Source organism: Salinicoccus halitifaciens (assembly GCF_021026095.1).
In the GTDB taxonomy this organism is placed as follows: domain Bacteria; phylum Bacillota; class Bacilli; order Staphylococcales; family Salinicoccaceae; genus Lacicoccus; species Lacicoccus halitifaciens.
Genome location: NZ_JAJNCU010000002.1, coordinates 182687 through 205689 on the forward strand (window position 1 = coordinate 182687; position 23003 = coordinate 205689).

Here is a 23003-nt window from a genome sequence, read left to right on the forward strand (position 1 = left end):
GCAGACCGTGAATATATATGAACTGACAGTAGAAGAACTCTACGATAAAATTCAACAAAAAGAATTGAAGCCTTCAGAAGTCGTGGGCGCTTTATTTGAAGATATCGATAAAATCGATGAAACACTCGGGTCTTTCCTCTTCATAAATAAGGAAGACGCCATGAAGGAAGCCGGGCGGCTCGATGAACTGCAGGCCGAAGGTAAGATGGACGGGGAACTGTTCGGAATCCCGATGGGCATCAAGGACAACATCGTGACCAAAGATGTGCTCACGACATGCGCAAGCCGCATGCTTGAAGATTTCCGTCCGGTATATGATGCGACGGTGATGGAGAAGCTGAACGCAGAATCACCGGTCCTGATGGGCAAAAACAACATGGATGAATTTGCGATGGGCGGTTCCAACGAAAACTCCTATTTCAAAATCGTACGCAACCCATGGGATACGGACGCCGTGCCTGGCGGCTCTTCAGGCGGTTCAGCAGCTGCCGTGGCAGCGGGACTCGTCCCGTTCTCACTCGGATCCGACACGGGCGGTTCAGTCAGACAGCCTGCATCATTCTGCGGCGTCGTCGGCATGAAGCCGACATACGGCCGTGTATCCCGCTACGGTTTGGTGGCGTTCGCCTCAAGCCTTGACCAGATCGGGCCGATCACGAGGAATGTACGCGACAATGCAAAAATACTGAACCTGATTTCAGGATCGAACAACAAGGACGCGACAAGCATGCCGGACGTCGAGGCTGATTTCCTGAAAAACATCGACGCGGACCTGACAGGCAAGAAAATTGCACTGCCGGATGAATATGTCGATGAAGGCGTCGACGAGGAAGTCAGAGAGGCCGTCAAAAAGGCCGCAAAAGTCTTTGAAGACCTCGGTGCGACGGTTGAGCGCGTCTCGTTCTCCGACATCAAATATGTCGTTGCAGCATATTATCTGATTGCATCCAGTGAAGCAAGCTCGAACCTCGCACGCTTCGACGGCATCCGTTTCGGCCACAGGGCGGAAGGTGCTGAGACGCTGGAAGAACTCTACAAGAAGACCCGTGCCGAAGGTTTCGGGGAAGAAGTGAAGCGCCGCATACTGCTCGGCACGTTCGTCCTCAGTGCGGGGCATTACGACCAGTATTACATCCGTGCACAAAAACTCCGTACAATCATCGAAGCGGACATGGAGAGGATCCTTGAAGATTATGATATGATCATCGGTCCGACGACGACGAGTGCAGCTTATGATATCGGGGAAAAAATCGACGATAAACTGCAGATGTACAAGGATGATATTTTGACGATTCCTGCGAACCTGACGGGTATGCCGGCAATCTCCATCCCATGCGGCCTCAATTCCAAAAACAGGCCGATCGGCCTGCAGATCACCGGAAAACATTTTTCGGAGGCCGAACTCTACAATGCAGCGTTCAAGTTCGAAGAGAAGTTCAACCTGCATGAAGAATTAAAAGAAATTCAAAAGGAGCTGAGATAATGCATTTTGAGACAGTGATCGGACTCGAAGTCCACGTCGAATTGAAAACAAACAGCAAGATGTTTTCAGATGCACCGGCTCATTACGGCCAGGAACCAAACTCCAGCCTGAGCGTCGTCGACCTCGGCTACCCGGGCACGCTTCCGGTGCCGAACAAGGAAGCAATCAACTATGCGATGAAAGCTGCGATGGCTTTGAACATGGATATTGCGGACGTGACGAAATTCGACCGTAAAAACTATTTCTATCCGGATAACCCGACCGCCTACCAGATTTCGCAGTTCGATAAGCCGATCGGTGAAAACGGGCATATAGACATAGAAATTGACGGTGAGACGAGAAGGATCGGCATCACGCGCCTTCACCTTGAAGAGGATGCAGGCAAATCCACACATAAGGATGACTATTCCCTTGTGGACCTCAACAGGCAGGGGACGCCGCTTGTCGAGATCGTCTCCGAGCCGGACATCCGCTCGCCTGAAGAAGCGTATAAATACCTCGAGAAACTGAAGGCGATCATCCAGTACACGGGTGTGTCCGATGTGAAGATGGAGGAAGGCTCCCTAAGATGTGATGCGAACATCTCCCTGCGTCCATACGGCCAGGAAGAGTTCGGCACGAAAGCGGAGCTCAAGAACCTGAACTCATTCAACTTCGTGAGGAAAGGGCTCGAGCATGAGGAGATCCGTCAGGAGAAGACGCTCCTGCAGGGCGGCGAGATAGAACAGGAAACGCGCCGTTATGACGAAAAGACGGGCAAGACGATCCTCATGCGCGTCAAGGAAGGTTCGGATGACTACCGTTACTTCCCTGAACCGGATCTCGTCGACATCCATATCGATGAAGAATGGAAAGAAAGCATCAGACAGACGATTCCTGAACTGCCGGATGCCCTGAAGAAAAGATATGTCGAGGAGTACAAGCTGCCTGAATACGATGCAGAAATCCTCACATTAAGGAAGGAGACTTCCGACTTCTTCAATGAGATGGTGGAATCCCACGGCGCGGATGCGAAGCTTGCTTCCAACTGGCTGATGGGCGGGGTCAGTGAATACCTCAATAAAAACCAGGTGGAGCTTTCCGAGATTGCGCTCACACCGAAAAATCTGACTGAGATGATCGCACTGATCGAAGACGGCACGATTTCAAGCAAGCAGGCCAAAAAAGTGTTCACAGTCCTCATCGAAAAGGGCGGAGAAGCAAAATCCGTCGTCAAGGAGCTCGGCATGGAGCAAATTTCGGATCCTGCGGTTCTGACAGAAATGATTACAGAAGTGCTGGATGCAAATCCTCAGTCGATCGAAGACTTCAAGAACGGCAAGGACCGTGCAGTCGGCTTCCTCGTCGGCCAGGTCATGAAGAAGTCCAAAGGACAGGCGAACCCTAAGATGGTCAACCAGATTTTAGTTGAAGAAATGAATAAGAGATAATATATTTGGGACAAACTCACCATGTGGGTTTGTCTTTTTTTATCGGGAGGGGACCGGATGGATACGGAAAAGCACATTAAAAAGTTCGATAAGCAGGTCGGTGTATATGAAAAGATGCGGGATAACGACAGGTTTTACAAGTACCGGGAATCACTCTTCGGCGAAGCATACGGCGAAGTGCTGGAAGTTGCGGTGGGGACGGGCCTGAACTTCCCGCACTATCAGGACATCGGGCACCTGACGGCAGTGGACTTCAGCGCAGATATGCTCGCCTCAGCTGAAAAAGAAGCGGAAAAGTACCCGTTCCCGTCAGAATTCATCAATGCAGACATCGAGGCCCTGGATTTTCCGGACGACAGTTTCGATACGATCGTCTCTTCACTCGGCTTCTGTTCATATGAAGCCCCGGTGGAAGTGATGAATCAATTCAACAGGTGGTGCCGGCCGGGCGGGAAGATACTGCTGCTTGAACACGGGCTCAGCCGGTTCAGGGCGCTGCAGCTGGTGCAGAAAGCGGTCGATCCCGTAACCATGAAATTGATCGGATGCCATCAGAAAAGGGATATATCAGCACTCGCCGGTGACTCGGAACTTCATCTCATACACCTTGAAAGACACATGTTCGGAGCTGTCTATCTGATCCGTGCCGAACCGCAAAAAAAATGACGGTGACAATTTGACAGAAAATTTTTAATCATTTAGAATGAGGTTTAGTAAGTCTTGTAAACGCATCCATGATTTTTGCTGCATGAAGCTTTAGCTTATCCGCATACTTATTTTCTAGGAGGTTTAACATGGCTGGAAACCGTGGGGTAGTTTATACTGGAGCAGGTAGCGTTGAAGTAAGGGATATCGATTATCCGGATCTCGTACTCAGGGAAGGCCCTGGGGTACCGAAGGAGAACGTCGGGCGTAAATGTGAACATGGGGTCGTCTTGAAAGTCATTACGACGAACATTTGCGGCAGTGACCAGCATATGGTCAGAGGAAGGACGACAGCACCTGAAGGACTTGTGCTCGGTCATGAGATTCTGGGTGAAGTCATCGAGGTCGGACGTGACGTGGAATTCGTCAAAAAAGGCGATATCGCCTCCGTACCTTTCAACATCGCATGTGGCCGCTGTGTCATGTGCCGGGAGCAGAAAACACATATCTGTCTGAACACCAACCCGGAACGTGCCGGTGCGGCTTACGGCTATGTGGATATGGGCGGCTGGGTCGGCGGCCAGTCCGAATATGTAATGGTGCCGTATGCTGACTTCCAGCTGCTGGTATTCCCGGACAGGGAAGTGGCGATGGAGAAAGTATTGGATCTCACGATGCTTTCCGATATTTTCCCTACAGGATATCATGGCGCCTATTCAGCAGGCGTCAAGACCGGTTCTACAGTGTATATTGCAGGAGCCGGCCCGGTCGGACTCGCGGCAGCACACTCGGCGCAGCTTCTCGGTGCATCCCGTGTCATCGTCGGTGACCTGCAGGATGAGCGCCTCAAGCAGGCAGAAAGCTTCGGATGTGAAACGGTCAACGTTTCGAAGCATGACCGTTTGAGCGAGCAGATTGAAGATCTTCTTGGAGTGGACGAAGTGGACTGTGCCGTCGATGCAGTCGGATTCGAGGCATCAGGGCATGGTGCCGATGCCGGAGAACAGCCTGCAGCTGTGCTCAACAGTATCATGGATGTCACGACAGCAGGCGGTAAGCTTGGTATCCCGGGCCTCTATGTCACTGAGGATCCAGGAGCAGCGGATAAGGATGCGCAGCTCGGTACACTGAAAGTGCGTCTCGGTCTCGGCTGGGCCAAGGCACATACATTCGTTACAGGTCAGACACCTGCAATGAAATACAACCGTGACCTGATGAAGGCAATCCTTTCCGGCCGTGCAGACATTGCGAAAGCGGTCAACGCGACGGTCATCAGCCTTGATGAAGCGCCGGACGGATACAAAGATTTCGACAAGGGTGCAGCGAAGAAATTCGTCATCGACCCGCACGGTTCTCTGAAATAAAACCTTATATGAATTTATTAGAATCCGGGACGGGGCGTCCCGGATTTTTTTGTGCCGGCTATCTGGAGGGGGCCTGGCTGTTTAGATAGTCTTAATAATCCGGCTAACTGAACACTTGGAGGTCCTTGCCGTTTAGATAGCCTTAAAAATTCAGCTATCTGAACACTTGAAGGCCCTTGCCGTTTAGATAGTCTTAGAAATCCGGATATCTAAACGCTTGGAGGTCCTTGCCGTTTAGATAGCCTTAATAATCCGGTTATCTGAACACTTGAAGGCCCTAGCCGTTTAGTTAGTCTCAAAAATCCGGCTAACTGAACGCTTGAAGGCCCTTGCCGTTTAGATAGCCTTAATAGTCCAGCTATCTGAACACTTGGAGGCCCTTGCCGTTTAGATAGCCTTAATAGTCCAGCTATCTGAACACTTGGAGGTCATAGCCGTTTAGATAGCCTTAATAATCCGGCTAACTGAACACTTGAAGGTCCTTGCTGTTTAGATAGTCTTAATAACCCAGCTATCTAAACGCTTGAAGGCCCTAGCCGTTTAGATAACCTCAAAAATCCGGCTATCTAAACACTTGAAGGCCCTAGCCGTTTAGATAATCTTAAAAATCCTCCCATCTGCACAGCATCCCCGTCCCCAGACAAACAAAAAAGCGGCCGGGGCCGCTTCAATCATGATTCACTGATCAAATAATCATATATGTTCCGGGTGACTTCATTTTCAACTGCCGGAGCCATCACTTCTTCGTCTTCATCATAAGAATCTTCGACCCGCACATCCTGATTGTCGATATAGTAATAGTCGTTTCCGGCGAAGTAGGCCTCATCTTCCGAGAGGACGGATTCTAAATCACTGCTTGGATCCACATTCGGGTTGCCGAGCAGGAAAACAACTTTATCGTTATCGTAGACGTTTCTGTAGGCGACGCTGAGTGCCTCCAGGTCGCGTTCCACGCCGTCATCGTAGTCCCGGATCTGCAGCGCATCGATGATGACCGCATCACTGTTTTCATTGACGCCCACCTCACTCAGTTCCGTAGTGTTCGCATCAAGCGTGAGCCTGTTGAACTGGATCGTCTCCGTCCCGAATTCATCCTCCAGATTCTCCGTGAAATCATCACTGTAATAGTCCGGGAGGAGCACATCGATGATCAAGGCCTCATTGTTTTCGACCGCTTCTTCATGCAGTTCATCCAAACTTTCCTGGTTGAAAGCAACTTCAGGATCGGACTCTTCTGCAGCCGCTTCTTCATGTTCGGTCTCTTCGGCGCTTCCACTGTCATCTTCCGGAGCCTCTTCCTGCTCTTCTGCATCATCTCCGGCGATGTCTTCTGCGGGTTCCGCCTCATCCATTGAGTCCGACTGTTCTGCGGACGGCCCTGCCATAAAATTGACATACAGCCCGCCGGCAAATAGAATTAAAGCAACAACCAATAATATTTTCTTCATGAGGTCCTCCTGGAATGTGTGTATATTATTCTGATGTTTCTGTGATATAATATGTAAAATAAAGAGATATCATACTATATTATACACAAAATGATTTTGATTGATAATATATAAGGATGAATATATATGCTTACTATGAATGAATATTATAATATAACAAAACACCATTACATGGAAGCATCGATGGAGATGCTGGATCATTTCAGGGAAAACGTCATCGAAGTTCATCACATAGGTTCTACAAGCATCAAGGAAGTAAAAGGTTTCAACGATATCGATGTCCTTGTCATCCTTAAAACAATCACGGATACGTCCGAACTTAAGGAGATTCTGGTCGCTGAAGGTTATGAAATCATCGAGGATTTCAATCAGTATTTCAGTGATGAGATGGTGGCGCGGGGAAAATTCGGCGAGTTCAATGTGAACTTCATCTTTACGCCGCGCGGACTCAATAAGAAGTCCCAGATCCTCGTCTGCAAAGAACTGCTCACACAGAACGAAGGGTATCTTAAAAGCTTTCAAACTTTAAAAAAACGATACGAAGAAAAGAAGATAAATGAAGAACAATACCAAAAAGAAAAGAAGCAGTTTTTTTCCAACCTGCTGGAAAGTGCTGCAGATTTAAAAGGTGTTTAGTTCCCGCCGGCATGCCGACCGGTTTTATCGAAGGTGATATTTCTTTCAACAACAGGACCTGGATCACTTTATTCTAAAACGAGTAGGAGAAAGAAATGAAAACTGCGAGGATAATCTATAATCCGACATCAGGTCGGGAAACTTTCAAAAACGAGCTGCCCGATGTCCTCATACAGCTGGAAAGAAGCGGGTATATCGCGAGCGCGCACGCGACGACGCGTGCAGGGGATGCGACGGAGGCGGCACGGGCCGCATGTGACCTCGGCTTCGATCTGATTATCGCGGTCGGCGGGGACGGCACGGTCAGCGAAGTGCTGAACGGCATCGCCGACTTCGAGGCGCGCCCGCATCTCGGCATCATACCGATGGGGACCGTGAACGATTTCGCCTCCGCTTTGTATATCCCAAGCGATATCAAATCCGCTGTGGAGACGATCATCAACGGCCGGACGATGTTCGTCGACATCGGCCAGATGAACAACAAATATTTCATGAATATCGCAGGCGGCGGCAAAATCACCGAAGTCTCCTACGAGGCGCCGAGCAAGCTGAAGGCAATCCTCGGCCCGTTGGCGTACTATATCAAGGGGATTGAAATACTGCCCCAGATCACAAGCACGAACATCCGCATCGAATACGATGAAAATGTATTCGAAGGGGAAGTCATGCTGTTTTTGATCGGACTCACGAACTCCATCGGCGGTTTCGACAAGCTGGTGCCGAACGCGAAGTTCAATGACGGCAAGTTCTCCCTGCTCATCGTAGAAGATGTGAGCCTGGTTGAACTGGCGCGGATCATGACGATGGCGGCACGGGGCGAGCACCTCAACCATGAAAAGGTGCATTACGCGAAAGCACGCGACATCAGGGTGTCTTCCTATGATGAAGTGCAGCTGAACCTGGATGGGGAATTCGGCGGGCTTCTGCCTGCGCGTTTTGTCAATCATCAGCAGCATATCGCGATCCGTGTGCCCGATGAATTTTATGAAGAACATATGCATGATGGAATGTAACGGCAGCACAGTGGGGACCCACTGTGTTCTTTAGTCTTTAACCACAGGAGGTCAACATGAAGCTGACTATTTTTGCAACTTCGGATGTCCATGGGGCAATCTACCCCTACAATTACTTCGACCATAAACCCACAGGCCAGGGCCTGCTGGTCCTGAGATCATATATAGAGCAGTATAAAAAAGAGCATCCGGATGAAATCGTCATCACGGTGGACAACGGGGACCTGCTCCAGGGGGACGTCTGGAGCGATTATGACGTCGAACACCCCGAAGACCCGCTGATCGCGGATCAGTTGAATGAAATGTATGACGTCATCGGGCTCGGCAACCATGAATTCAACTTCGGCCTGGAGTATCTGGATGCCGTCTACAGCAAAGTAAAAACACCGCTCATCAATTCCAACATCGAATTCCTCGACTCGCCGCTCAGTGACAAAATCAAAAAGAATGTGATACTCGATTATGATACGCCGGAAGGGGCGCTCAGGATCGGGTTTGTGAGTGCGGTTCCGACGCAGATCATGAAGTGGGACAAGCAGAACCTTGAAGGCAGGGTCGACGTTGATCCGATGCAGGACTCGATCGACCGCGAAGTCGCCGCACTGAAGGCGGAAGGTGCGGATATGGTGATACTGCTGTCGCACTCGGGGATGAGCCGTGCGAAGGATGACCTTGAGAAGTTCGGGGAAAACCAGACGCTCCTCATGACGTTCCTGAAGGATATCGACGGGATCGTCTTCGGTCATACGCATGAACTCTTCCCGCATGACAGCTATGAAATCGATGTAAGCACACTCGATATCGTCAAAGGGACGGTGAACGGTGTGCCGATGGTCCAGCCAGACGTTTCGGCGAGCCATCTCGGCAAACTGTCATTTGAAATCGATATGAAGGACGAGTTCACCATCACCGATTCTAAGGCGCAGCTGATCGAGGCTGCGAAGATCACGCCTTCTGTCCGGCTGCTCGAAAAGTATGAAGGGCACCACAGGAAAGTGCTCAAATTCCTGAGCACCGAATTCGGTGAGATAGAGACGGCCTGGCATTCGTATTTTTCAAGGGTCGCCCCGTCCTATTCCGTGCAGGCGGTGGCCGAGGCGGTGAAGCATCATACACATGAAATCAAGGAAGAAATAAACCTCCCGGACCTGCCGGTGCTTGCTTTTGCGTCCGCGGTGAAGTCGGGGCGGGACGGCCCGGATGATTATACCGTCATCGATGCCGGCCCGTTCACACTGAGCGATGCGATCGATCTTTACAAACATGCGAACAGCTTCATGATCATCAAAGTGGACGGGCGGACTTTGAAGGAATGGCTCGAGTGGAGCGCTTCCCAGTTCACGTCACCGGACGATGACAACCTTCTCCATCCGAACCGCTCCCGGGAAGGCTTCCCGGGTTACAACTTCGACTTGTTCATCGACCTTGACTATACGATCGACATCAGCCGCCCGCCGCGCTACAGCAGTGCAGCGAAGCAGATCAGCGATTCTGAACGGATCACCGCCATGTCCTATGAAGGCAGGACAATCGCACCGGACGATGAATTCATCATCCCCGCACACAACTACCGGGTCTCATATACGCCGTTCCTGCGGGAGCGTGAAGTGCTCCACGCATCGGACCAGTCGATACGGGACCTCGTAATTAAATATATGAAGGAAGAACCTGACTTCAAGCTTAAAAATCCAATCACCATCATACCCGGAGGCAGGTATCACTTCATTTCCGCGACGAAGGCGCAGGAGTACATCAAGGATGAGCCGATCAGGCATATCCGGGAAATCGATGATGGATTCAGTTGGTACGAAATTGAAATGTAAGAGGGATAATAAATGACGCAATCTGTGACGAAGAACAGTTATTATACAAGTACGGTCGAGGATTACACCCATCAGGGACTCGGCGTGGTTAAAATCGACGGTTATCCGGTCTTCATACAGGACGTATTGAAAGATGAAAAGATAGAATTCAAAGTGATCAAGACGAATAAAAAGTTCGGTTTCGGCAGGATGATCAAGGTCATCGAACCATCCAATGAACGCATCATCCCGCCGTGCGAATACTACTACCAGTGCGGCGGCTGCCAGATTCAGCCTTTGAGCTATGCCGAACAGAAAGGGTTCAAGAAAGGCGCGGTCGAAGCGGACATCAACCGCCAGGCCCGCCTCGGCGTCGATATCCATGACACGATCGGCATGGAACAGCCGCTTTATTACCGGAACAAGTCACAGATGCCAGTTCAGAAAGTGGACGGCGAAATCAGGATCGGGCTCTACAGGCCGAGGAGCCATGATGTGATCGACATCAAACACTGTTACATCCAAAAGGATATCCATAACGACATCATGAATGAAGTACGGGAGCTCCTTAAGACGTTCGAGATCTCTATTTACGATGAAAATAAGCATAAGGGACTGCTGCGCCATCTGATCATCCGTTCGAATCATGATGATTCCGAAGTGCAGGTGGGCTTCATCACGAACGGCCGTAAAAATCCGTTCAGCGGCATCATCCAGATTCTTGTGGAAAAATTCCCAATGATCACAAGCGTCGTGCAGAACTTCAATATGGATAAGACCAATGTGATCTACGGTTCAGAAACAAAAGTGCTCTACGGCAGTGAATACATCACCGATGAGCTGCTTGGCAAAAAGTTCAAAATACGTGCCCGCTCGTTCTATCAGGTGAACCATGAGCAGACTGAAAAGCTGTACACCGAGGCATTGAAGCTCGCAGACTTGAAAGGCGATGAGACCATCGTCGACACATACTGCGGCATCGGCACCATCGGCCAGGTCGCGGCGGATCATGTAAAGAAACTCATCGGCATCGAAGTCGTCGACTCTGCGGTTGAAGATGCGAGGGAGAATGCGCAGCTGAACGGCATCAAAAATGCCGAATACCATCTCGGCAAGTCTGAAGAAGTGATGAAGCGGCTCGTCGCCGACGGCGTCCAGCCCGATGTCGTATTCGTCGACCCGCCGAGGAAAGGCTGCCATGAAGACTTCCTTCAGAGCCTGATCGACGTGTCACCTGAAAAAATCGTCTATATATCATGCAACCCGAGCACGCTGCAGCGGGACTTGAAGATATTGAGCGGAGAGGGCGGATATAAGGTGAGCCCCGTCACACCCGTCGACCTGTTCCCGCAGACGAACCATATTGAAGCGGTGACTGTGCTCACGAAAAACGAGTAGGTGATGCGTATGGAAATCATGGATATGGCCAAACTGAATGACTCACAGCTGAACCAGGCTGCAGAGATCTTGACGGACACTTTGAATATCGGCTATCCGACACTTAAAGACGCCATGGAAGAAATAAAAGAACTCCTCATCCCTGAAAACACGCTGCTCGCTGCTGTGGAAGGGGACGAAGTCCTGGGATGGGGCGGTATTCTTGCGCCTGAATACGACGGTAATGTCTTTGAGCTTCATCCGCTGGCTGTTAGTGAAAAACATCAGGACAAAGGAACCGGCCGTGCAATCGTCGAAGCACTGGAAAAAGCCGCAAGGGAACAGGGCGGACTCACCATCTGGCTTGGTGCGGATGATGAGGGTGAAGAAGGAGAGACCTCTCTGGCAGATGCCGATTTGTATGACGACCTGCCGTCAAAACTTGCAGAGTTCGACCCCGGCACGCATCAGGCAGGGTTTTATGTGAAGATGGGCTATAAGATCATCGGCGTCATGCCGGATGCGAACGGGCCGGGCAGACCGGATATTTTCTTCGGTAAGAAGTTGTGAAGGAGGATGGGACATGGTCAAAAAGAAGAAATCAGAAGTGATCGACGGCTATACGATCAAGTATCATGCGGACGGCAACTCAATATGGTCGAAGGGGAAGATCATTGACGGCCAGCCGGACGGTTACTGGGAGTGGTACAGGGTGGACGGCACAATCAAACGCTCAGGGCATTTTGAAGAAGGTGAACCCGTCGGTGAGTGGATCACTTATGACAGTAAAGGTGAACAGTACAAGACGACGAACCGGGACAAGAAGTGAAGGTGCATCATCTGATTGATACAAGGATGAGAAGTAAAGTGATCAACCAGGTTTCGACCGGCAAGTCCTATAATATGAAGTTCATTCCTCCTGTCAGTCATTTCGACTGACAGGAGGAATTTTTATAAATTTGATTCTGACGCACCCGCTTCAGGATATTAGGATGCTGGGGAGTGGGTACAATAAATCTGAAGAGATATATTGGGGGGATGGAGGGAAAAAGAAAAAATGCTGCTTTCATTCTTTCGGTCATTATTGTTGTTCTAATGGTGCTGGGCTCTGCTGCAGGGCTTTTTATCGACGACCTGTACCAGGACAACCACTTGGTTACTTCAGGATGGTATGGAAATGATCTGGTAACACTTCTGATTGCCGTACCCGTGCTGATTACATCAATGATTTTCTTAAAGCGTGGGTCGCTGCGGGCAAGGCTGGTCTGGTTGGGAATGTTGTTTTATGCACTTTATAATTACGCTTTTTATTTGTTTGGTGCAGCATTCAACAGTCTTTTTTTGATTTATGTAGCACTGTTCACTTTTTTAATTTTTGCTCTCATTTTAAGTATATCCTCTCTGGATTTAAAAGTTGTTAAAGAGCAATTTCATCGCCGGACCCCTGTGAAAAAATCAGCGTTTATATGGCGATTGTAGCGTTGCTGCTGGGTGCTTTCCACATCTCTTTAGCGTTGGAATACATTTTTACCGGAGAGGTTCCTGAGTTGCTCATCCGATTGGAGCAATCTACAAATATAGTCTCTGCATTAGATTTATCATTAACCGTTTCACTCGGTCTTCTCGGAGCTGTCTGGCTTTGGAAACGCCGGCCGTGGGGTTATGTGCTGGCAGTGATATGGAATGTTAAGAGTGCTGTTTATCTGACTGCATTGTCTGCAGCCACTGTGAACGGATTTCGAACTGGCGCTTCAGATAGTATCATCGAGCTGACACTGTGGGGACCTATCGCTTTAGGTTGTCTGATCTCTTTAGTGTTTTTGCTGAAAAATATGAGGGTTTAATAAAATGAAGTACAAGATGCACTTTATTCAAAAAACAAACTATTTTTTGAACTATTTGCCTGACTCATGTATATTGGCAGTATAACCGAATATGTTTCAGCTGGGGGCAGCCTTTACGGCTTGAGAAGTACCCTTTGAACCTGATCTGGTTAATACCAGCGGAGGGAAGTGGAAATCGCCGATTATTATGAACGATTTAATATAAGGGCATGCCCCTTTCCTCCGTTGTGAATATCATCAACAGGAGGAATTTTTTTATGAGTTTTTCAGAGATGCTGCGGGAGAAGACGAAAGACAGCTGGGAACAGAGTTTGAACCATCCGTTCGTGAAGGGGATCGTCGAGGGCGACCTGCCGCTTGAGACGTTCAAGAACTATATCATGCAGGACATTTATTACTTAAAGCATTACGGTAAGATCCATGCATTTGCTGCGGCACATGCGGATGATTTCCATGTGTCGGCGAGCCTTGCGGAAAAAGCGAAGAATACGGCTGAAGCGGAACTCACGGTGCATAAGGAGCATGCGGAAATTCTGAACATCACGGATGAAGAAATGGAGAACTTCAAACCTGCACCGACGGCCTATGCGTACACTTCACATCTTTACAGGGCATCACTCTCAGGGAGCCTCGCCCAGATTGTTTCGGCAATCCTGCCGTGCTACTGGCTGTATGCGGATATCGGCAAAACGTATGAGGACGCGGCGCCGGAGACTGAGATTTACCGGAACTGGATCAATATGTATGCAAGCGACTGGTTCCAGGAGTCGACCGAGGAGATGATCGATCTCCTGGATGACCTTGCCGCAAAGGCAAGTGACGATGAGAAGGAGAAGATCATCGAACAGTTCGTCATCGCGAAGGAATATGAACTGGCCTTCTGGGAGATGTCGTATACGTTCGAGACATGGCTTTCAGAGAAGTGACGGATGTTTCAAATCTCCGCCTCGAGGGAATTATGTATAGGTAGAAAGCGTATACATGAACATCTTTTAGAGGAGGCAAATATATGTCTGTAAGAAAAGATATCAAACGTATCAATGGTATTGAGGACGACATCGGTGTACTGACTTTGTATCTGCATACGGATGCGAGCAATCCGGATCTGAACAACGGTGAATGGAAGATCCATTTGAAGAATGAGATTAAGGATTTGAAGTATCATGCAGATAACGCGGCACCGGAAGCGGAGAAGAAAGCGCTGAAGAAACTGCTTAAAAAAGTGGAGGACCGTGTCGGCGAGCTGCAGAGGGACCTGCAGAAGGGGCTTGTCATTTTCGCATCGGCTGATGAGAAACTGTGGGAGGAAATGATCCTGCAGGTACCGGTGACGACGACGATGCACTGGGATAAGGCACCGGCGGTGCAGCAGCTGCAGGAACTGGTGCAGAGGTATCCGAATACCGGAATCATCGTACTGCAGCAGCAGGACGTGCGGTTTATTGAAACGGAGCTCGGATCGATCAAGGACGAGTTCGCCTACAGCTGGGATCTGAACCGTGAAGATTGGCTGGATTACGGCGGTGACACGCCGCCCGGATCGAGGAGCTCGGGACAGGATGATTTCCAGCAGCGCTTCGAGGAAAATAAAAGCCGCTGGTATAAGAACCTCGCCCCGCGCCTCGGTAAGGAAATCAAGGACCGGGGCCTTGAAGGTGCATACCTTGTCGGCAATAACGAAAATGTCCGCGACCTTGAGGACCATATGGCTTCAGCGCATCTTAAAGGTGTCCTGCCGAAGAACATCGGCATGAAACCAAGCCATGAAATCGTTACGGAAGTGTATGAAGAATTGGTTTAAAAGTGCAAAACAGGCATTCCACGCGGATGCCTGTTTTTTATTTTAAATGAACCAGAATATAAGTACGCCGACCGAGAAGCCAAAAATCGCATGGCTTGCAGTCCAGTTGAACCAGGAGATCCAATCCTCATGGTCGGGCGGCGTCGGGGTCAGGGCACTCAGGAAATAGAGGATGCCGCCGCCGAGGGAAAATACGAAGATGTAAGGCCATATCGCATGCTCAAGCTCAAAAGGGATAAGAAGGTAAAATAAAACGACCGCGCTCACGATGCACGTTACATAATGAAAGATAAGCCCGGTGATTTTCTTGTCCGCCCATTGCTTGAGGCCGGGGATGTAATCCATATTGTAAAGCAGGATGTCTGCTTTGTTGCCTGTCACTATTCTTACAAGCTTCATGACCGCAGCCAGGATGAGGCCGGCAACCGCGCCGATTAAAACCAGCATTAAAAACGTCTCCATCACACCACTCCATTAACAATTGATATTAACTAATAACTCTCTACCCCGTAGAAACATGGTGAAATCATGAAATTACGGAATGCGAAGAATTTATTTACATGTCCATCGGCCAAGTGGGGTTTGGTTTGGCCGATAGAATGCCGCCATCGGCCAAGTGGGATTCGGTTTGGCCGGTAGAACGCCGCCATCGGCCGAGTGGGATTCGGTTTGGCCGATAGAGCGCCGCCATCGGCCGAGTGGGATTCGGTTTGGCCGGTAGAACGCCCCATCGGCCAAGTGGGGTTTGGTTTGGCCGATAGTCCGCCTGTATCGGCCAAATAGGGTCTGGTTTGGCCGGTGGAACGCTGATATAGTTAATAAGGTGAATAAACCGGGTATATATGTATAATCGGAATTGGAGGCTGAAAAGCATGTTGAAAAAAGATGTGAAAAAACTGTTGAAGAAAGCCTGGCAGGAGACGAAGCAGCTGAAGGATGGAGAAGTTTTTATTCTGAAAGATCTGTTCAAGGGCTATAAATGGAACAGGCTGCCGACCGAGGTGAGGACGGCACTGGGCCGTGCATTCCTGGAAAAGGCGGGCGGCAAAAAATCCGTTGAAGTTCTTGGGAAAACACCTTCCCATCAGCAGCAGTACAAGAAAATAGGGTAGGCTGGACGAGGGGGCGTGCCCCCTTATTCTTAATTATAAAGGCTGGTATATATAATGAAATACGTCGGAATCGACCTTGCGTGGACTTATAAGAATGAAACGGGTATATGCATACTTGATGATGCGGGGCGTGTGGTGCATCTGGATGCACAGGTCTATACAAATAAAGAGCTCCTCGAAATTATAAAAACGCATCATGACGGTGACATGATCATCGCCGTCGATGCGCCGCTCGTCGTGAACAACGAAGGCGGTTCACGCGGTGCAGAGGGTGAGATGATGCGGGCGAAGATCAACGGCCACAGGCTCCGCGCCTTCAACGCCAACAGGAATTACTTCCTGAAGGTGTTCGGTGAAATCCGGGGCGAGACGCTCATGCACATGATCCGGGACGCGATCCCGGACAGCCGGATCGGATTTGGCCATGATGGCACAAGCATCGTGGAGACGTTCCCGACCGGCATCATCGCAGGGTTGTTCCCGGAAATTGCCCCTGTGAAATACAAACGCAAGCCGAAGGCGACTGCCGAAGAGACGGTCCTTGAAATGGGGCGTTTATTGGAAAGGTTTAGTAGACTGAAAACCAGGGAAGGGGACATTCTAGATTCCCGATTATCCATCAATGAGATTACAACAGGGGCTTCCCTGAAGCACCTGGAGGATAAAGTGGATGCATTTCTGTGCGCATTCGGCATGTATGCCATCCATAAAGGCATTGCCGTGGAGCGGACTTTCGGCACTGTGGACAGGGGGTTCATCACCATACCGGTGCAGGATGGCCTGAAAAAACTATAAAACTTCGCTGAATGGACATTATTTTAATCTATTTGTGAAAAAAGAAACATGTTAGAATAGACAATGCATTCATAAAAACAAGATTCCAATGGAGGTTATCAAATGGAGGAGAAGCAGACGTACCGTTCAGGGAATCTGATCATACTCGGTATCGTTTTATCCATCATTACTTACTGGCTGTTCGCCCAGGCCTTTTTAAACATCGGGCCGCATGTACAGGAGACATACGCTGGCGCGAGTGCCGGCATCATCAACTTGTCGATCAGTCTGACATCACTGATCACCGGCATCTTCATGGTGGCGGCGGGCAACGTGTCGGACAATATCGGCAAGGTGAAGGTCACTTATGCCGGTATCATTTTGAGCATCATCGGTTCGCTTTTGATCATCATCACGGCAAACCCGGCACTTCTGATCATCGGACGTATCGTGCAGGGGTTCTCGGCGGCGATGCTCATGCCGGCGACGATTTCAATCATCAATACGATCTTCACCGGTGACAGGCGGAGGAGCGCGCTCAGTTACTGGTCGATCGGTGCTTTCGGCGGTACCGGATTTGCATCATTGTTCGCCGGGACGATCGCTACATTCATTTCATGGCAGTGGATTTTCATCATTTCCATCGCCCTGTCCGTGCTCGCACTGTTTTTACTTAAGGATCTTAAGGAAGTGAAGACGACGAAGGTCGAGTCATCACGGTTCGACTATCTCGGCCTCCTCATATTCATCATCATCATGAGTGCGCTCAGCATATTCATCACGCAGGGTGAGGAGCTCGGCTGGACGAGCGGCATTTCAATTGCACTGATCGTCATCACGATCGTCGCTTCCATTGCGTTCTACTTTGTGGAAAAACGCGTCAGGGAACCGTTCATCGATTTCTCGATCTTCTCCAACAAAGCCTATATCGGGACGGTCACAGCAAACTTCCTGCTGAACACGACGGTCGGCTCGATTGCACTGTTCAACATCTATACACAGTCGGAACTTGAACTCACACCGTTCATGTCGGGGCTGATCACGCTCCCTTACGTGGTGCTGATCCTCTTCACGATACGTGTCGGTGAGAAGAGCATCAAGAAGTACGGCGCAAAACGTGCCATCGTTGTATCACCGCTGATACTCGCGGTGGGTGTGATACTGTTGTCGCTCACATTCCTGGGTGACACTGCATACCTCATCAGCTGCCTGATCGGTTTCGCGCTGTTCGGCATCGGCATCGGATTTTTCGCAACGCCTGCACTGGATACGGCAGTCTCCACGACGCCACCTGAAAAGGTCGGTGTGGCTTCTGCGATATTCAAGATGGCATCGACCCTCGGTGCAGCCTTTGGTCTTGCGATCATCATCTCGCTGTATACAGCGCTTGATGGCAATGTGGATACTTCAACGGCAGCGATGATTGCATTCGGCCTGAATGTCGTCGCGATCATCATCGGCTTCCTGTGTGCGAAGTTCGTCATACCGGACCGCGCAGTCGAATAAAAATACTCATGATCCTTCCCTTTGGGGAAGGATTTTTTTATTGCTGCGGATTGCAGGCCGTGCTATACTACCTAACGTTCGTTAGTAAAAATGAAGAGGTAGAAAATAATGAATTACGAAACTACATCCATATTCAAAAACAGGACATTCATGTTGCTGCTCCTTGCCGGCATATTTGCGGTGACGGGCTTCAGCATGTTCCTGACCACCACGTCGTGGTACGTCATCCGGATGCTCGGCATGCCGGAGATGCTCGGACTTGTGCTGATCGTCATCACGGTGCCGCGGCTTGTGATGATGATTTACGGCGGCGTGCTTGCAGACAACTATAAAAAATCGACGATCATGTTCGGGACGAATATCACACAGGCCGTGCTGCTTGCCCTGATCACGATATTCATCTTCACCGACTACATGACACTCGGCTGGTTCCTCGTGCTCTCGGGGCTCTTCGGCATGCTTGATGCGTTCTTCGGACCGGCGAGCACCTCGCTGATACCAAAGATCGTGGAACGGCCCCAGCTGCAGAAGGCGAATGCTTATTTCCAGGGCGTGGACCAGATTTCATTCCTTCTCGGCCCGGTGCTTGCCGGATTCATCATGGAGTTCGGTTCAGTGACGGCGAGCTTCTTCACGGCATTCATACTGGTCGCACTCTCCGCCATCTTCGTGTTCCCGCCGCTGATCAGGGAAGGACCGGTTGAGAACACGGTGAAGCAGACACCACTGCAGAATTTCAGCGAAGGCTTCAATTATGTAAGGCAGTCCAACTTCCTGAAGGTCGGCATCATCGTGCTGGTGAGTTTGAACTTCTTCGTGTTCGGCACACTTCATATCGCGGTGCCGATTTTGACCGACCTGTACGGCGGCACGCCGATCAACTTGAGCATCATGGAGATGAGCCTCTCCCTCGGCCTGCTGGTCGGCACGGTCGTGCTCGGCAATTACTATATCAGACGCAAAGGCCGGATGGCACTTTACGGACTGCTTGCCACGCTCGTCCTCTACATCATATTCAGCTTCATCGAGAGCCTCACGGTGCTTCCGGTCCTGCTGTTCATGATCGGACTCGCCATGGCCGCCGTCTTCATCCCGTTCTTCACCGCCGCCCAGCAGATTACGGAAAACAGGATGATGGGGCGGGTCATGAGCCTGATATTCCTTGCCATGAACGGCTTCGACCCGATCGCCTATGCGATCGTCGGCATCCTGACATCCGCCGGCATCTCCATCCAGTCCGTGCTGCTCGGCTTCGGCCTGATCGGCCTGATCATCGCCCTCGTCATCCTGTGGAAAGCAAAAGGATTCCAGAAACTTGAAACTTAAGGAGTGGAAATTTTGAATACGAAAGAGAAGATTTTACAGACAGGCAAAATACAATTTGCAGCACACGGCTATGAAGGGACCACCATGGCGATGATTGCCGAGGCGGTCGGCATCAAGAAGCCGTCACTGTACGCCCACTACAGCAGCAAGGAAGCGATCTTCAAAGGTGTCCTTGAGGCCGAATTCGATGAGTACCTCACGTTCGTCACGGACATTTTGGAAAAAGAAAACCAGTCGGCTCTCGAGAAACTCTCCGCCCTCTACATGGCACACCTCCCGGAGGCCGGGGAGCCGGACGGCTCGAACGATTTTTATTACCGCTTCACAAAATTCCAGCCGCCCGGCCTGGAAGGATATATATCCGGAAAATACCGGGAAGCGGAAGAAGCGCAGTTTGAAATATTCAGCGGTGTGGTGGAGGATGGCAAGAGGGAAGGCGCGATAGATCTCTCGCTTTCCGCCCGGCAGGTATATGAGACGTATTTCCTGCTCCTCGGCGGGATCGATTCGATGCAGGGGCTGTATGATGCTGAATATATACAAAAAAGCGGCAGGAATGCCTGGCAGGTTTTTTACCGGGGCATCAGAGCTTAAATCAGGTATAATGGACTCAACATGTCATTAGGGAGGAACAAGATGAATTCGATTACGTTGATGGATGCATATGCGATTGAAAATCTGCGGAGTTACGGCTACACGAATGAGGAGATCCTGTCGAAGGTGAAGGATAAGGATATCGATGAGTTCAAGAAAGTGAAGGAGAATCTGGACTTCACCTTATTGATTGATATGGAGGAGTCCGTGGGCCTCAGGACTTTATTGGAAGACGGCTATCAGGTGAAATTCCTGACTTTCAATGGTCTGAAGAACCTCATCAAGCTGAAGTTTGGTAAACTGGCTGAAGAGGACTATCAAGTGGATGAGTTCACTTTATCCGGCCTCAAGCTGGATGAAGATCAGGCAGTTGAATTGAAGAAAGCATTGTCGCCGAACTGGCAGATGAGTGAAGAAGACGGCAGTTACAAAGTACAACCTGTAAAATAATTGATTTCTAGGAGGATTATTTCATGAAAGCAGTATATCATCAGGGCAAGCAGAGTTTGGAAAGCGTGAAATATGGCGAGGTTGAAATTGATGAAGTCGGGGAAAGCGATGTAAAGGTCAGGCTGAAAACGGCGGGACTGAACCACCGTGACCTGTTCATTCCGGGCAGGCATGCAGAGGACGATCCGGCACTTGTGCTCGGTTCGGACGGTGCAGGTGTGATTGAAGAAGTCGGCAGCGGCGTGAGTGACGTCAAAGTGGGCGATGAAGTGATCATCAACCCGTCTTTAGGCTGGGAGAAGAACGATGCAGCGCCGCCGGAAGGCTTTGAAATCGTCGGTTTTCCATTTAACGGCACATTCGCGGAATTCATCGTGCTGCCGGCGGAAAACGTCCTGCCGAAACCGGGGCACTTGAACTGGGAAGAAGCGGGCGTGCTCGCGCTGTCGGCGATGACGGCATACCGTGCGCTCTTCACAAGGGCGAAAGTCGAAAGCGGCATGACGGTGCTGATACCGGGTGCGACAGGCGGTGCGGGTACGTTCCTGCTCCAGTTCGCAAAAGCGGCAGGTGCGAAAGTGTATGTCACTTCACGTTCGGAAGAGAAGCGCAAGGCGGCACTCGAGCTCGGCGCGGACAAGGCGATCGACAGTGAAGGCGACTGGGACGAAGCTTTGGACGGCGAGAAGGTGGATATCGTGATCGAGAGCGTCGGCGCCGTGACTTTCAACAAGTCGGTCGACCAGCTGAAGAAGGGCGGCACACTCGTTGCCTTCGGCGCATCCGCGGGGGACACGGTCGACTTCAACCTCCGCAAATTCTTCTACGGGCAGTACAACCTGCTCGGCTCGACGATGGCGAGCACCGAGGAGCTTGAAGAGATGCTTGAATTCATCGAGAAACACGATATCAAGCCGGTCATGGACAAGAGCTATCCGCTGGACGAATACGAAGCGGCATTCGAAAGGCTGGACAAGGCAGGCATGATGGGCAAGATCGCATTTACGATATGATTTGGAAGCGCCGGGTGCATGAATGCATCCGGCGCTTTTTTAATGTGCGCTTGCCTGGTTGAATAAAGGCCTGCCATATGGGATATATCTTCTGATTCGTACGATATGCGTGCTTTCCAGCCAACGTTGCGAATCCGGTCCTGTATTTCGCAACCTTCGACGGCTATCCCGGCCAACGTTGCGAATCCGGCCCTGTATTTCGCAACCTTCGACGGCTATCCCGGCCAACGTTGCGAATCCGGCCCTGTATTTCGCAACCATTCACATATTCTCACATTTAAAGGCACAGGGCCCTTTATTTCTCCCGGATTTCCATGGAGTATTTCAATTGTGCCACGATCAGCAGCACGCCGGCGACAATGATTGAAAATATCTGGGATTCACCGGTGAGGAGGGAGTAGAATATCATCAGCATGATCCCGATCATCAGTCCCACCTGGATCAGGCTGTAGGTTTTGTATAAACCGTTCAGCATGATGTGACGTTCGCCTTCGTCGCTTGCCGCAAGCAGTTTCTCGGCATATTTCTTATCCCCCGGCTTCGGTAAGTTCCTGTCCGGATAAAGGCGCCCGATGAGGCTGGTGTGCGTGACGGCGAGCCAGAGAGTGACTAGGAAAGCGGTCACGGCGAGGAGGATCAGCAGGAAATGCGCCTCAAGGATGATGAAAATCGAAACCGAGACCAGAGCGAGAACCATCATCAGGGTGTCCACGACCTGGATGTCGTTGAATTTGTTGTAGCGGTAAACGTCATAGGAATCCATATCCATATATTTCGTATAATCCGTCGAGACCGTATTGAGCTGCCTGTGCAGATAGACGCTCACAAAAATCAGGATGACCGCAATTAAAAGCAGCACGATCCCCGTCACCTGATAAATTCCCGCCATATCAATCTCATCATTCCTGGAAGCAAACATGCTGATCACAAGCCCTGTGAAAAACCCCAATATGACATACATCAGTATCCTTAAAATACGTTTCATCTATAACTCCTCCTCTTCGAAAATAAAAATCTCCTCAATCGGCTCTTTGAAAATCCTCGACAGGCGTTTTGCGATGAGCAATGAGGGGACATATTCCTCACGCTCGATCAGACTGATGGTCTGTCTTGAAACTTTGACGCGTTTGGCAAGTTCCGTCTGGTTCAGCCGCTCACGTGCCCGGAGCTCCTTCAACCTGGTTTTCATGCTCAATCACCCTTCGCTTTTATGTTCACCTGAATTGTAACATAAACTATTCATTTTGACTGCTTTATTTGTCATAATGACAAAATTAATTGAATATATGACTGAAAATTCTATTGACAGTGGAAGGAAGAGATGGTTTAATCTATCCTGGAGCTTTTTAAACCTGTTCAAAATCAGGAGAAATTCAAAGCAAAGT

The 23003-nt window shown here is 50.1% G+C and carries 25 protein-coding genes and 1 riboswitch; of the genes, 21 read left to right on the forward strand and 4 right to left on the reverse strand.

The window, feature by feature from the left end:
- Nucleotides 1-7 precede the first annotated feature (7 nt).
- The 4 genes from gatA (at nucleotide 8) to fdhA (ending at nucleotide 4922) form a co-directional block, all read left to right on the forward strand.
- On the forward strand, nucleotides 8-1483 hold the full coding sequence (gene gatA, locus LPW40_RS05560) for an Asp-tRNA(Asn)/Glu-tRNA(Gln) amidotransferase subunit GatA (RefSeq protein WP_230821236.1): 1476 nt from the start codon (nucleotides 8-10) through the stop codon (nucleotides 1481-1483).
- Nucleotides 1483-2913, forward strand: coding sequence for an Asp-tRNA(Asn)/Glu-tRNA(Gln) amidotransferase subunit GatB (gene gatB, locus LPW40_RS05565; RefSeq protein ID WP_230821237.1), 1431 nt, complete (start codon nucleotides 1483-1485; stop codon nucleotides 2911-2913). The genes gatA and gatB overlap by 1 nt, the downstream gene beginning before the upstream one ends.
- Nucleotides 2914-2970: 57 nt before the next feature.
- Nucleotides 2971-3579, forward strand: a complete 609-nt coding sequence (locus tag LPW40_RS05570) for a class I SAM-dependent methyltransferase (RefSeq protein ID WP_230821238.1) — start codon at nucleotides 2971-2973, stop codon at nucleotides 3577-3579.
- A 128-nt stretch (nucleotides 3580-3707) separates the two neighbouring features.
- Nucleotides 3708-4922 carry a formaldehyde dehydrogenase, glutathione-independent gene (gene fdhA / locus LPW40_RS05575; RefSeq protein ID WP_230821239.1) on the forward strand — a complete coding sequence of 405 codons (1215 nt, stop codon included), beginning with the start codon at nucleotides 3708-3710 and terminating at the stop codon, nucleotides 4920-4922.
- A gap of 671 nt (nucleotides 4923-5593) precedes the next feature.
- Here the strand turns inward: fdhA and LPW40_RS05580 are convergent.
- A complete protein-coding gene (locus tag LPW40_RS05580) occupies nucleotides 5594-6370 on the reverse strand; it encodes a hypothetical protein (protein ID WP_230821240.1) in 777 nt (258 codons plus the stop codon).
- Between the two features lie 126 nt (nucleotides 6371-6496).
- Here LPW40_RS05580 and LPW40_RS05585 point away from each other — a divergent pair, with 126 nt between their 5' ends.
- The 10 genes from LPW40_RS05585 (at nucleotide 6497) to LPW40_RS05630 (ending at nucleotide 14843) form a co-directional block, all read left to right on the forward strand.
- Nucleotides 6497-7006 (forward strand): GrpB family protein, encoded by a 510-nt coding sequence (locus LPW40_RS05585; RefSeq protein ID WP_230821241.1) that lies wholly within the window; start codon nucleotides 6497-6499, stop codon nucleotides 7004-7006.
- A 95-nt stretch (nucleotides 7007-7101) separates the two neighbouring features.
- The gene (locus tag LPW40_RS05590; RefSeq protein WP_230821242.1) at nucleotides 7102-8019 is read left to right on the forward strand and encodes a diacylglycerol kinase; all 918 of its coding nucleotides are present in this window, start codon (nucleotides 7102-7104) and stop codon (nucleotides 8017-8019) included.
- Nucleotides 8020-8075: 56 nt separating this feature from the next.
- A complete protein-coding gene (locus LPW40_RS05595; RefSeq protein WP_230821243.1) occupies nucleotides 8076-9842 on the forward strand; it encodes a metallophosphoesterase in 1767 nt (588 codons plus the stop codon).
- Between the two features lie 12 nt (nucleotides 9843-9854).
- Nucleotides 9855-11219 (forward strand): 23S rRNA (uracil(1939)-C(5))-methyltransferase RlmD, encoded by a 1365-nt coding sequence (gene rlmD / locus LPW40_RS05600; RefSeq protein ID WP_230821244.1) that lies wholly within the window; start codon nucleotides 9855-9857, stop codon nucleotides 11217-11219.
- Between the two features lie 24 nt (nucleotides 11220-11243).
- The gene (locus tag LPW40_RS05605; protein ID WP_230821245.1) at nucleotides 11244-11768 is read left to right on the forward strand and encodes a GNAT family N-acetyltransferase; all 525 of its coding nucleotides are present in this window, start codon (nucleotides 11244-11246) and stop codon (nucleotides 11766-11768) included.
- A gap of 13 nt (nucleotides 11769-11781) precedes the next feature.
- Nucleotides 11782-12027 carry a toxin-antitoxin system YwqK family antitoxin gene (locus tag LPW40_RS05610; protein ID WP_230821246.1) on the forward strand — a complete coding sequence of 82 codons (246 nt, stop codon included), beginning with the start codon at nucleotides 11782-11784 and terminating at the stop codon, nucleotides 12025-12027.
- 173 nt (nucleotides 12028-12200) lie between these two features.
- On the forward strand, nucleotides 12201-12677 hold the full coding sequence (locus LPW40_RS05615; RefSeq protein WP_230821247.1) for a hypothetical protein: 477 nt from the start codon (nucleotides 12201-12203) through the stop codon (nucleotides 12675-12677).
- On the forward strand, nucleotides 12665-13042 hold the full coding sequence (locus tag LPW40_RS05620) for a hypothetical protein (protein WP_230821248.1): 378 nt from the start codon (nucleotides 12665-12667) through the stop codon (nucleotides 13040-13042). The genes LPW40_RS05615 and LPW40_RS05620 overlap by 13 nt, the downstream gene beginning before the upstream one ends.
- Nucleotides 13043-13134: 92 nt before the next feature.
- A riboswitch (TPP riboswitch) is annotated at nucleotides 13135-13226 on the forward strand.
- 73 nt (nucleotides 13227-13299) lie between these two features.
- Complete coding sequence (gene tenA / locus LPW40_RS05625; RefSeq protein WP_230821249.1) at nucleotides 13300-13968, forward strand: thiaminase II; 669 nt, start codon at nucleotides 13300-13302, stop codon at nucleotides 13966-13968.
- Between the two features lie 83 nt (nucleotides 13969-14051).
- A complete protein-coding gene (locus tag LPW40_RS05630) occupies nucleotides 14052-14843 on the forward strand; it encodes a VLRF1 family aeRF1-type release factor (RefSeq protein ID WP_230821250.1) in 792 nt (263 codons plus the stop codon).
- A gap of 42 nt (nucleotides 14844-14885) precedes the next feature.
- Here LPW40_RS05630 and LPW40_RS05635 read toward each other — a convergent pair whose 3' ends face one another.
- On the reverse strand, nucleotides 14886-15305 hold the full coding sequence (locus tag LPW40_RS05635) for a hypothetical protein (RefSeq protein ID WP_230821251.1): 420 nt from the start codon (nucleotides 15303-15305) through the stop codon (nucleotides 14886-14888).
- A gap of 410 nt (nucleotides 15306-15715) precedes the next feature.
- On the opposite strand from LPW40_RS05635, the gene LPW40_RS05640 reads away from it, so the two are divergent.
- The 7 genes from LPW40_RS05640 to LPW40_RS05670 all read left to right on the forward strand — a co-directional run bounded on the left by LPW40_RS05640 (nucleotide 15716) and on the right by LPW40_RS05670 (nucleotide 21618).
- Entirely contained in the window at nucleotides 15716-15955 is a 240-nt protein-coding gene (locus tag LPW40_RS05640) for a DUF1413 domain-containing protein (RefSeq protein WP_230821252.1), read from the forward strand.
- 54 nt (nucleotides 15956-16009) lie between these two features.
- Nucleotides 16010-16750: a DUF429 domain-containing protein gene (locus tag LPW40_RS05645; protein ID WP_230821253.1), complete on the forward strand. Its 741-nt coding sequence runs from the start codon at nucleotides 16010-16012 to the stop codon at nucleotides 16748-16750.
- Nucleotides 16751-16852: 102 nt separating this feature from the next.
- Nucleotides 16853-18235 (forward strand): MFS transporter, encoded by a 1383-nt coding sequence (locus tag LPW40_RS05650; RefSeq protein ID WP_230821254.1) that lies wholly within the window; start codon nucleotides 16853-16855, stop codon nucleotides 18233-18235.
- A 108-nt stretch (nucleotides 18236-18343) separates the two neighbouring features.
- Nucleotides 18344-19561 carry an MFS transporter gene (locus LPW40_RS05655; protein ID WP_230821255.1) on the forward strand — a complete coding sequence of 406 codons (1218 nt, stop codon included), beginning with the start codon at nucleotides 18344-18346 and terminating at the stop codon, nucleotides 19559-19561.
- Between the two features lie 12 nt (nucleotides 19562-19573).
- Entirely contained in the window at nucleotides 19574-20155 is a 582-nt protein-coding gene (locus LPW40_RS05660) for a TetR/AcrR family transcriptional regulator (protein ID WP_230821256.1), read from the forward strand.
- A gap of 42 nt (nucleotides 20156-20197) precedes the next feature.
- Nucleotides 20198-20605, forward strand: coding sequence for a hypothetical protein (locus tag LPW40_RS05665; protein WP_230821257.1), 408 nt, complete (start codon nucleotides 20198-20200; stop codon nucleotides 20603-20605).
- Between the two features lie 23 nt (nucleotides 20606-20628).
- On the forward strand, nucleotides 20629-21618 hold the full coding sequence (locus tag LPW40_RS05670; protein WP_230821258.1) for a zinc-binding dehydrogenase: 990 nt from the start codon (nucleotides 20629-20631) through the stop codon (nucleotides 21616-21618).
- A 295-nt stretch (nucleotides 21619-21913) separates the two neighbouring features.
- Here LPW40_RS05670 and LPW40_RS05675 read toward each other — a convergent pair whose 3' ends face one another.
- The gene (locus LPW40_RS05675; protein WP_230821259.1) at nucleotides 21914-22603 is read right to left on the reverse strand and encodes a DUF3169 family protein; all 690 of its coding nucleotides are present in this window, start codon (nucleotides 22601-22603) and stop codon (nucleotides 21914-21916) included.
- On the reverse strand, nucleotides 22604-22807 hold the full coding sequence (locus LPW40_RS05680) for a helix-turn-helix transcriptional regulator (RefSeq protein WP_230821260.1): 204 nt from the start codon (nucleotides 22805-22807) through the stop codon (nucleotides 22604-22606).
- Nucleotides 22808-23003: the final 196 nt, after the last annotated feature.

Excerpts from the sequence above, each read along its gene's own strand:
- gatB (WP_230821237.1), top strand. The coding sequence starts at position 1,483 with ATGCATTTTGAGACAGTGATCGGACTCGAAGTCCACGTCGAATTGAAA.
- LPW40_RS05570 (WP_230821238.1), top strand. The coding sequence starts at position 2,971 with ATGGATACGGAAAAGCACATTAAAAAGTTCGATAAGCAGGTCGGTGTA.
- fdhA (WP_230821239.1), top strand. The coding sequence starts at position 3,708 with ATGGCTGGAAACCGTGGGGTAGTTTATACTGGAGCAGGTAGCGTTGAA.
- LPW40_RS05580 (WP_230821240.1), bottom strand. The coding sequence starts at position 6,370 with ATGAAGAAAATATTATTGGTTGTTGCTTTAATTCTATTTGCCGGCGGG.
- LPW40_RS05585 (WP_230821241.1), top strand. The coding sequence starts at position 6,497 with ATGCTTACTATGAATGAATATTATAATATAACAAAACACCATTACATG.
- LPW40_RS05590 (WP_230821242.1), top strand. The coding sequence starts at position 7,102 with ATGAAAACTGCGAGGATAATCTATAATCCGACATCAGGTCGGGAAACT.
- LPW40_RS05595 (WP_230821243.1), top strand. The coding sequence starts at position 8,076 with ATGAAGCTGACTATTTTTGCAACTTCGGATGTCCATGGGGCAATCTAC.
- rlmD (WP_230821244.1), top strand. The coding sequence starts at position 9,855 with ATGACGCAATCTGTGACGAAGAACAGTTATTATACAAGTACGGTCGAG.
- LPW40_RS05605 (WP_230821245.1), top strand. The coding sequence starts at position 11,244 with ATGGCCAAACTGAATGACTCACAGCTGAACCAGGCTGCAGAGATCTTG.
- LPW40_RS05610 (WP_230821246.1), top strand. The coding sequence starts at position 11,782 with ATGGTCAAAAAGAAGAAATCAGAAGTGATCGACGGCTATACGATCAAG.
- LPW40_RS05620 (WP_230821248.1), top strand. The coding sequence starts at position 12,665 with ATGGCGATTGTAGCGTTGCTGCTGGGTGCTTTCCACATCTCTTTAGCG.
- tenA (WP_230821249.1), top strand. The coding sequence starts at position 13,300 with ATGAGTTTTTCAGAGATGCTGCGGGAGAAGACGAAAGACAGCTGGGAA.
- LPW40_RS05630 (WP_230821250.1), top strand. The coding sequence starts at position 14,052 with ATGTCTGTAAGAAAAGATATCAAACGTATCAATGGTATTGAGGACGAC.
- LPW40_RS05635 (WP_230821251.1), bottom strand. The coding sequence starts at position 15,305 with ATGGAGACGTTTTTAATGCTGGTTTTAATCGGCGCGGTTGCCGGCCTC.
- LPW40_RS05640 (WP_230821252.1), top strand. The coding sequence starts at position 15,716 with ATGTTGAAAAAAGATGTGAAAAAACTGTTGAAGAAAGCCTGGCAGGAG.
- LPW40_RS05645 (WP_230821253.1), top strand. The coding sequence starts at position 16,010 with ATGAAATACGTCGGAATCGACCTTGCGTGGACTTATAAGAATGAAACG.
- LPW40_RS05650 (WP_230821254.1), top strand. The coding sequence starts at position 16,853 with ATGGAGGAGAAGCAGACGTACCGTTCAGGGAATCTGATCATACTCGGT.
- LPW40_RS05655 (WP_230821255.1), top strand. The coding sequence starts at position 18,344 with ATGAATTACGAAACTACATCCATATTCAAAAACAGGACATTCATGTTG.
- LPW40_RS05665 (WP_230821257.1), top strand. The coding sequence starts at position 20,198 with ATGAATTCGATTACGTTGATGGATGCATATGCGATTGAAAATCTGCGG.
- LPW40_RS05670 (WP_230821258.1), top strand. The coding sequence starts at position 20,629 with ATGAAAGCAGTATATCATCAGGGCAAGCAGAGTTTGGAAAGCGTGAAA.
- LPW40_RS05675 (WP_230821259.1), bottom strand. The coding sequence starts at position 22,603 with ATGAAACGTATTTTAAGGATACTGATGTATGTCATATTGGGGTTTTTC.
- LPW40_RS05680 (WP_230821260.1), bottom strand. The coding sequence starts at position 22,807 with ATGAAAACCAGGTTGAAGGAGCTCCGGGCACGTGAGCGGCTGAACCAG.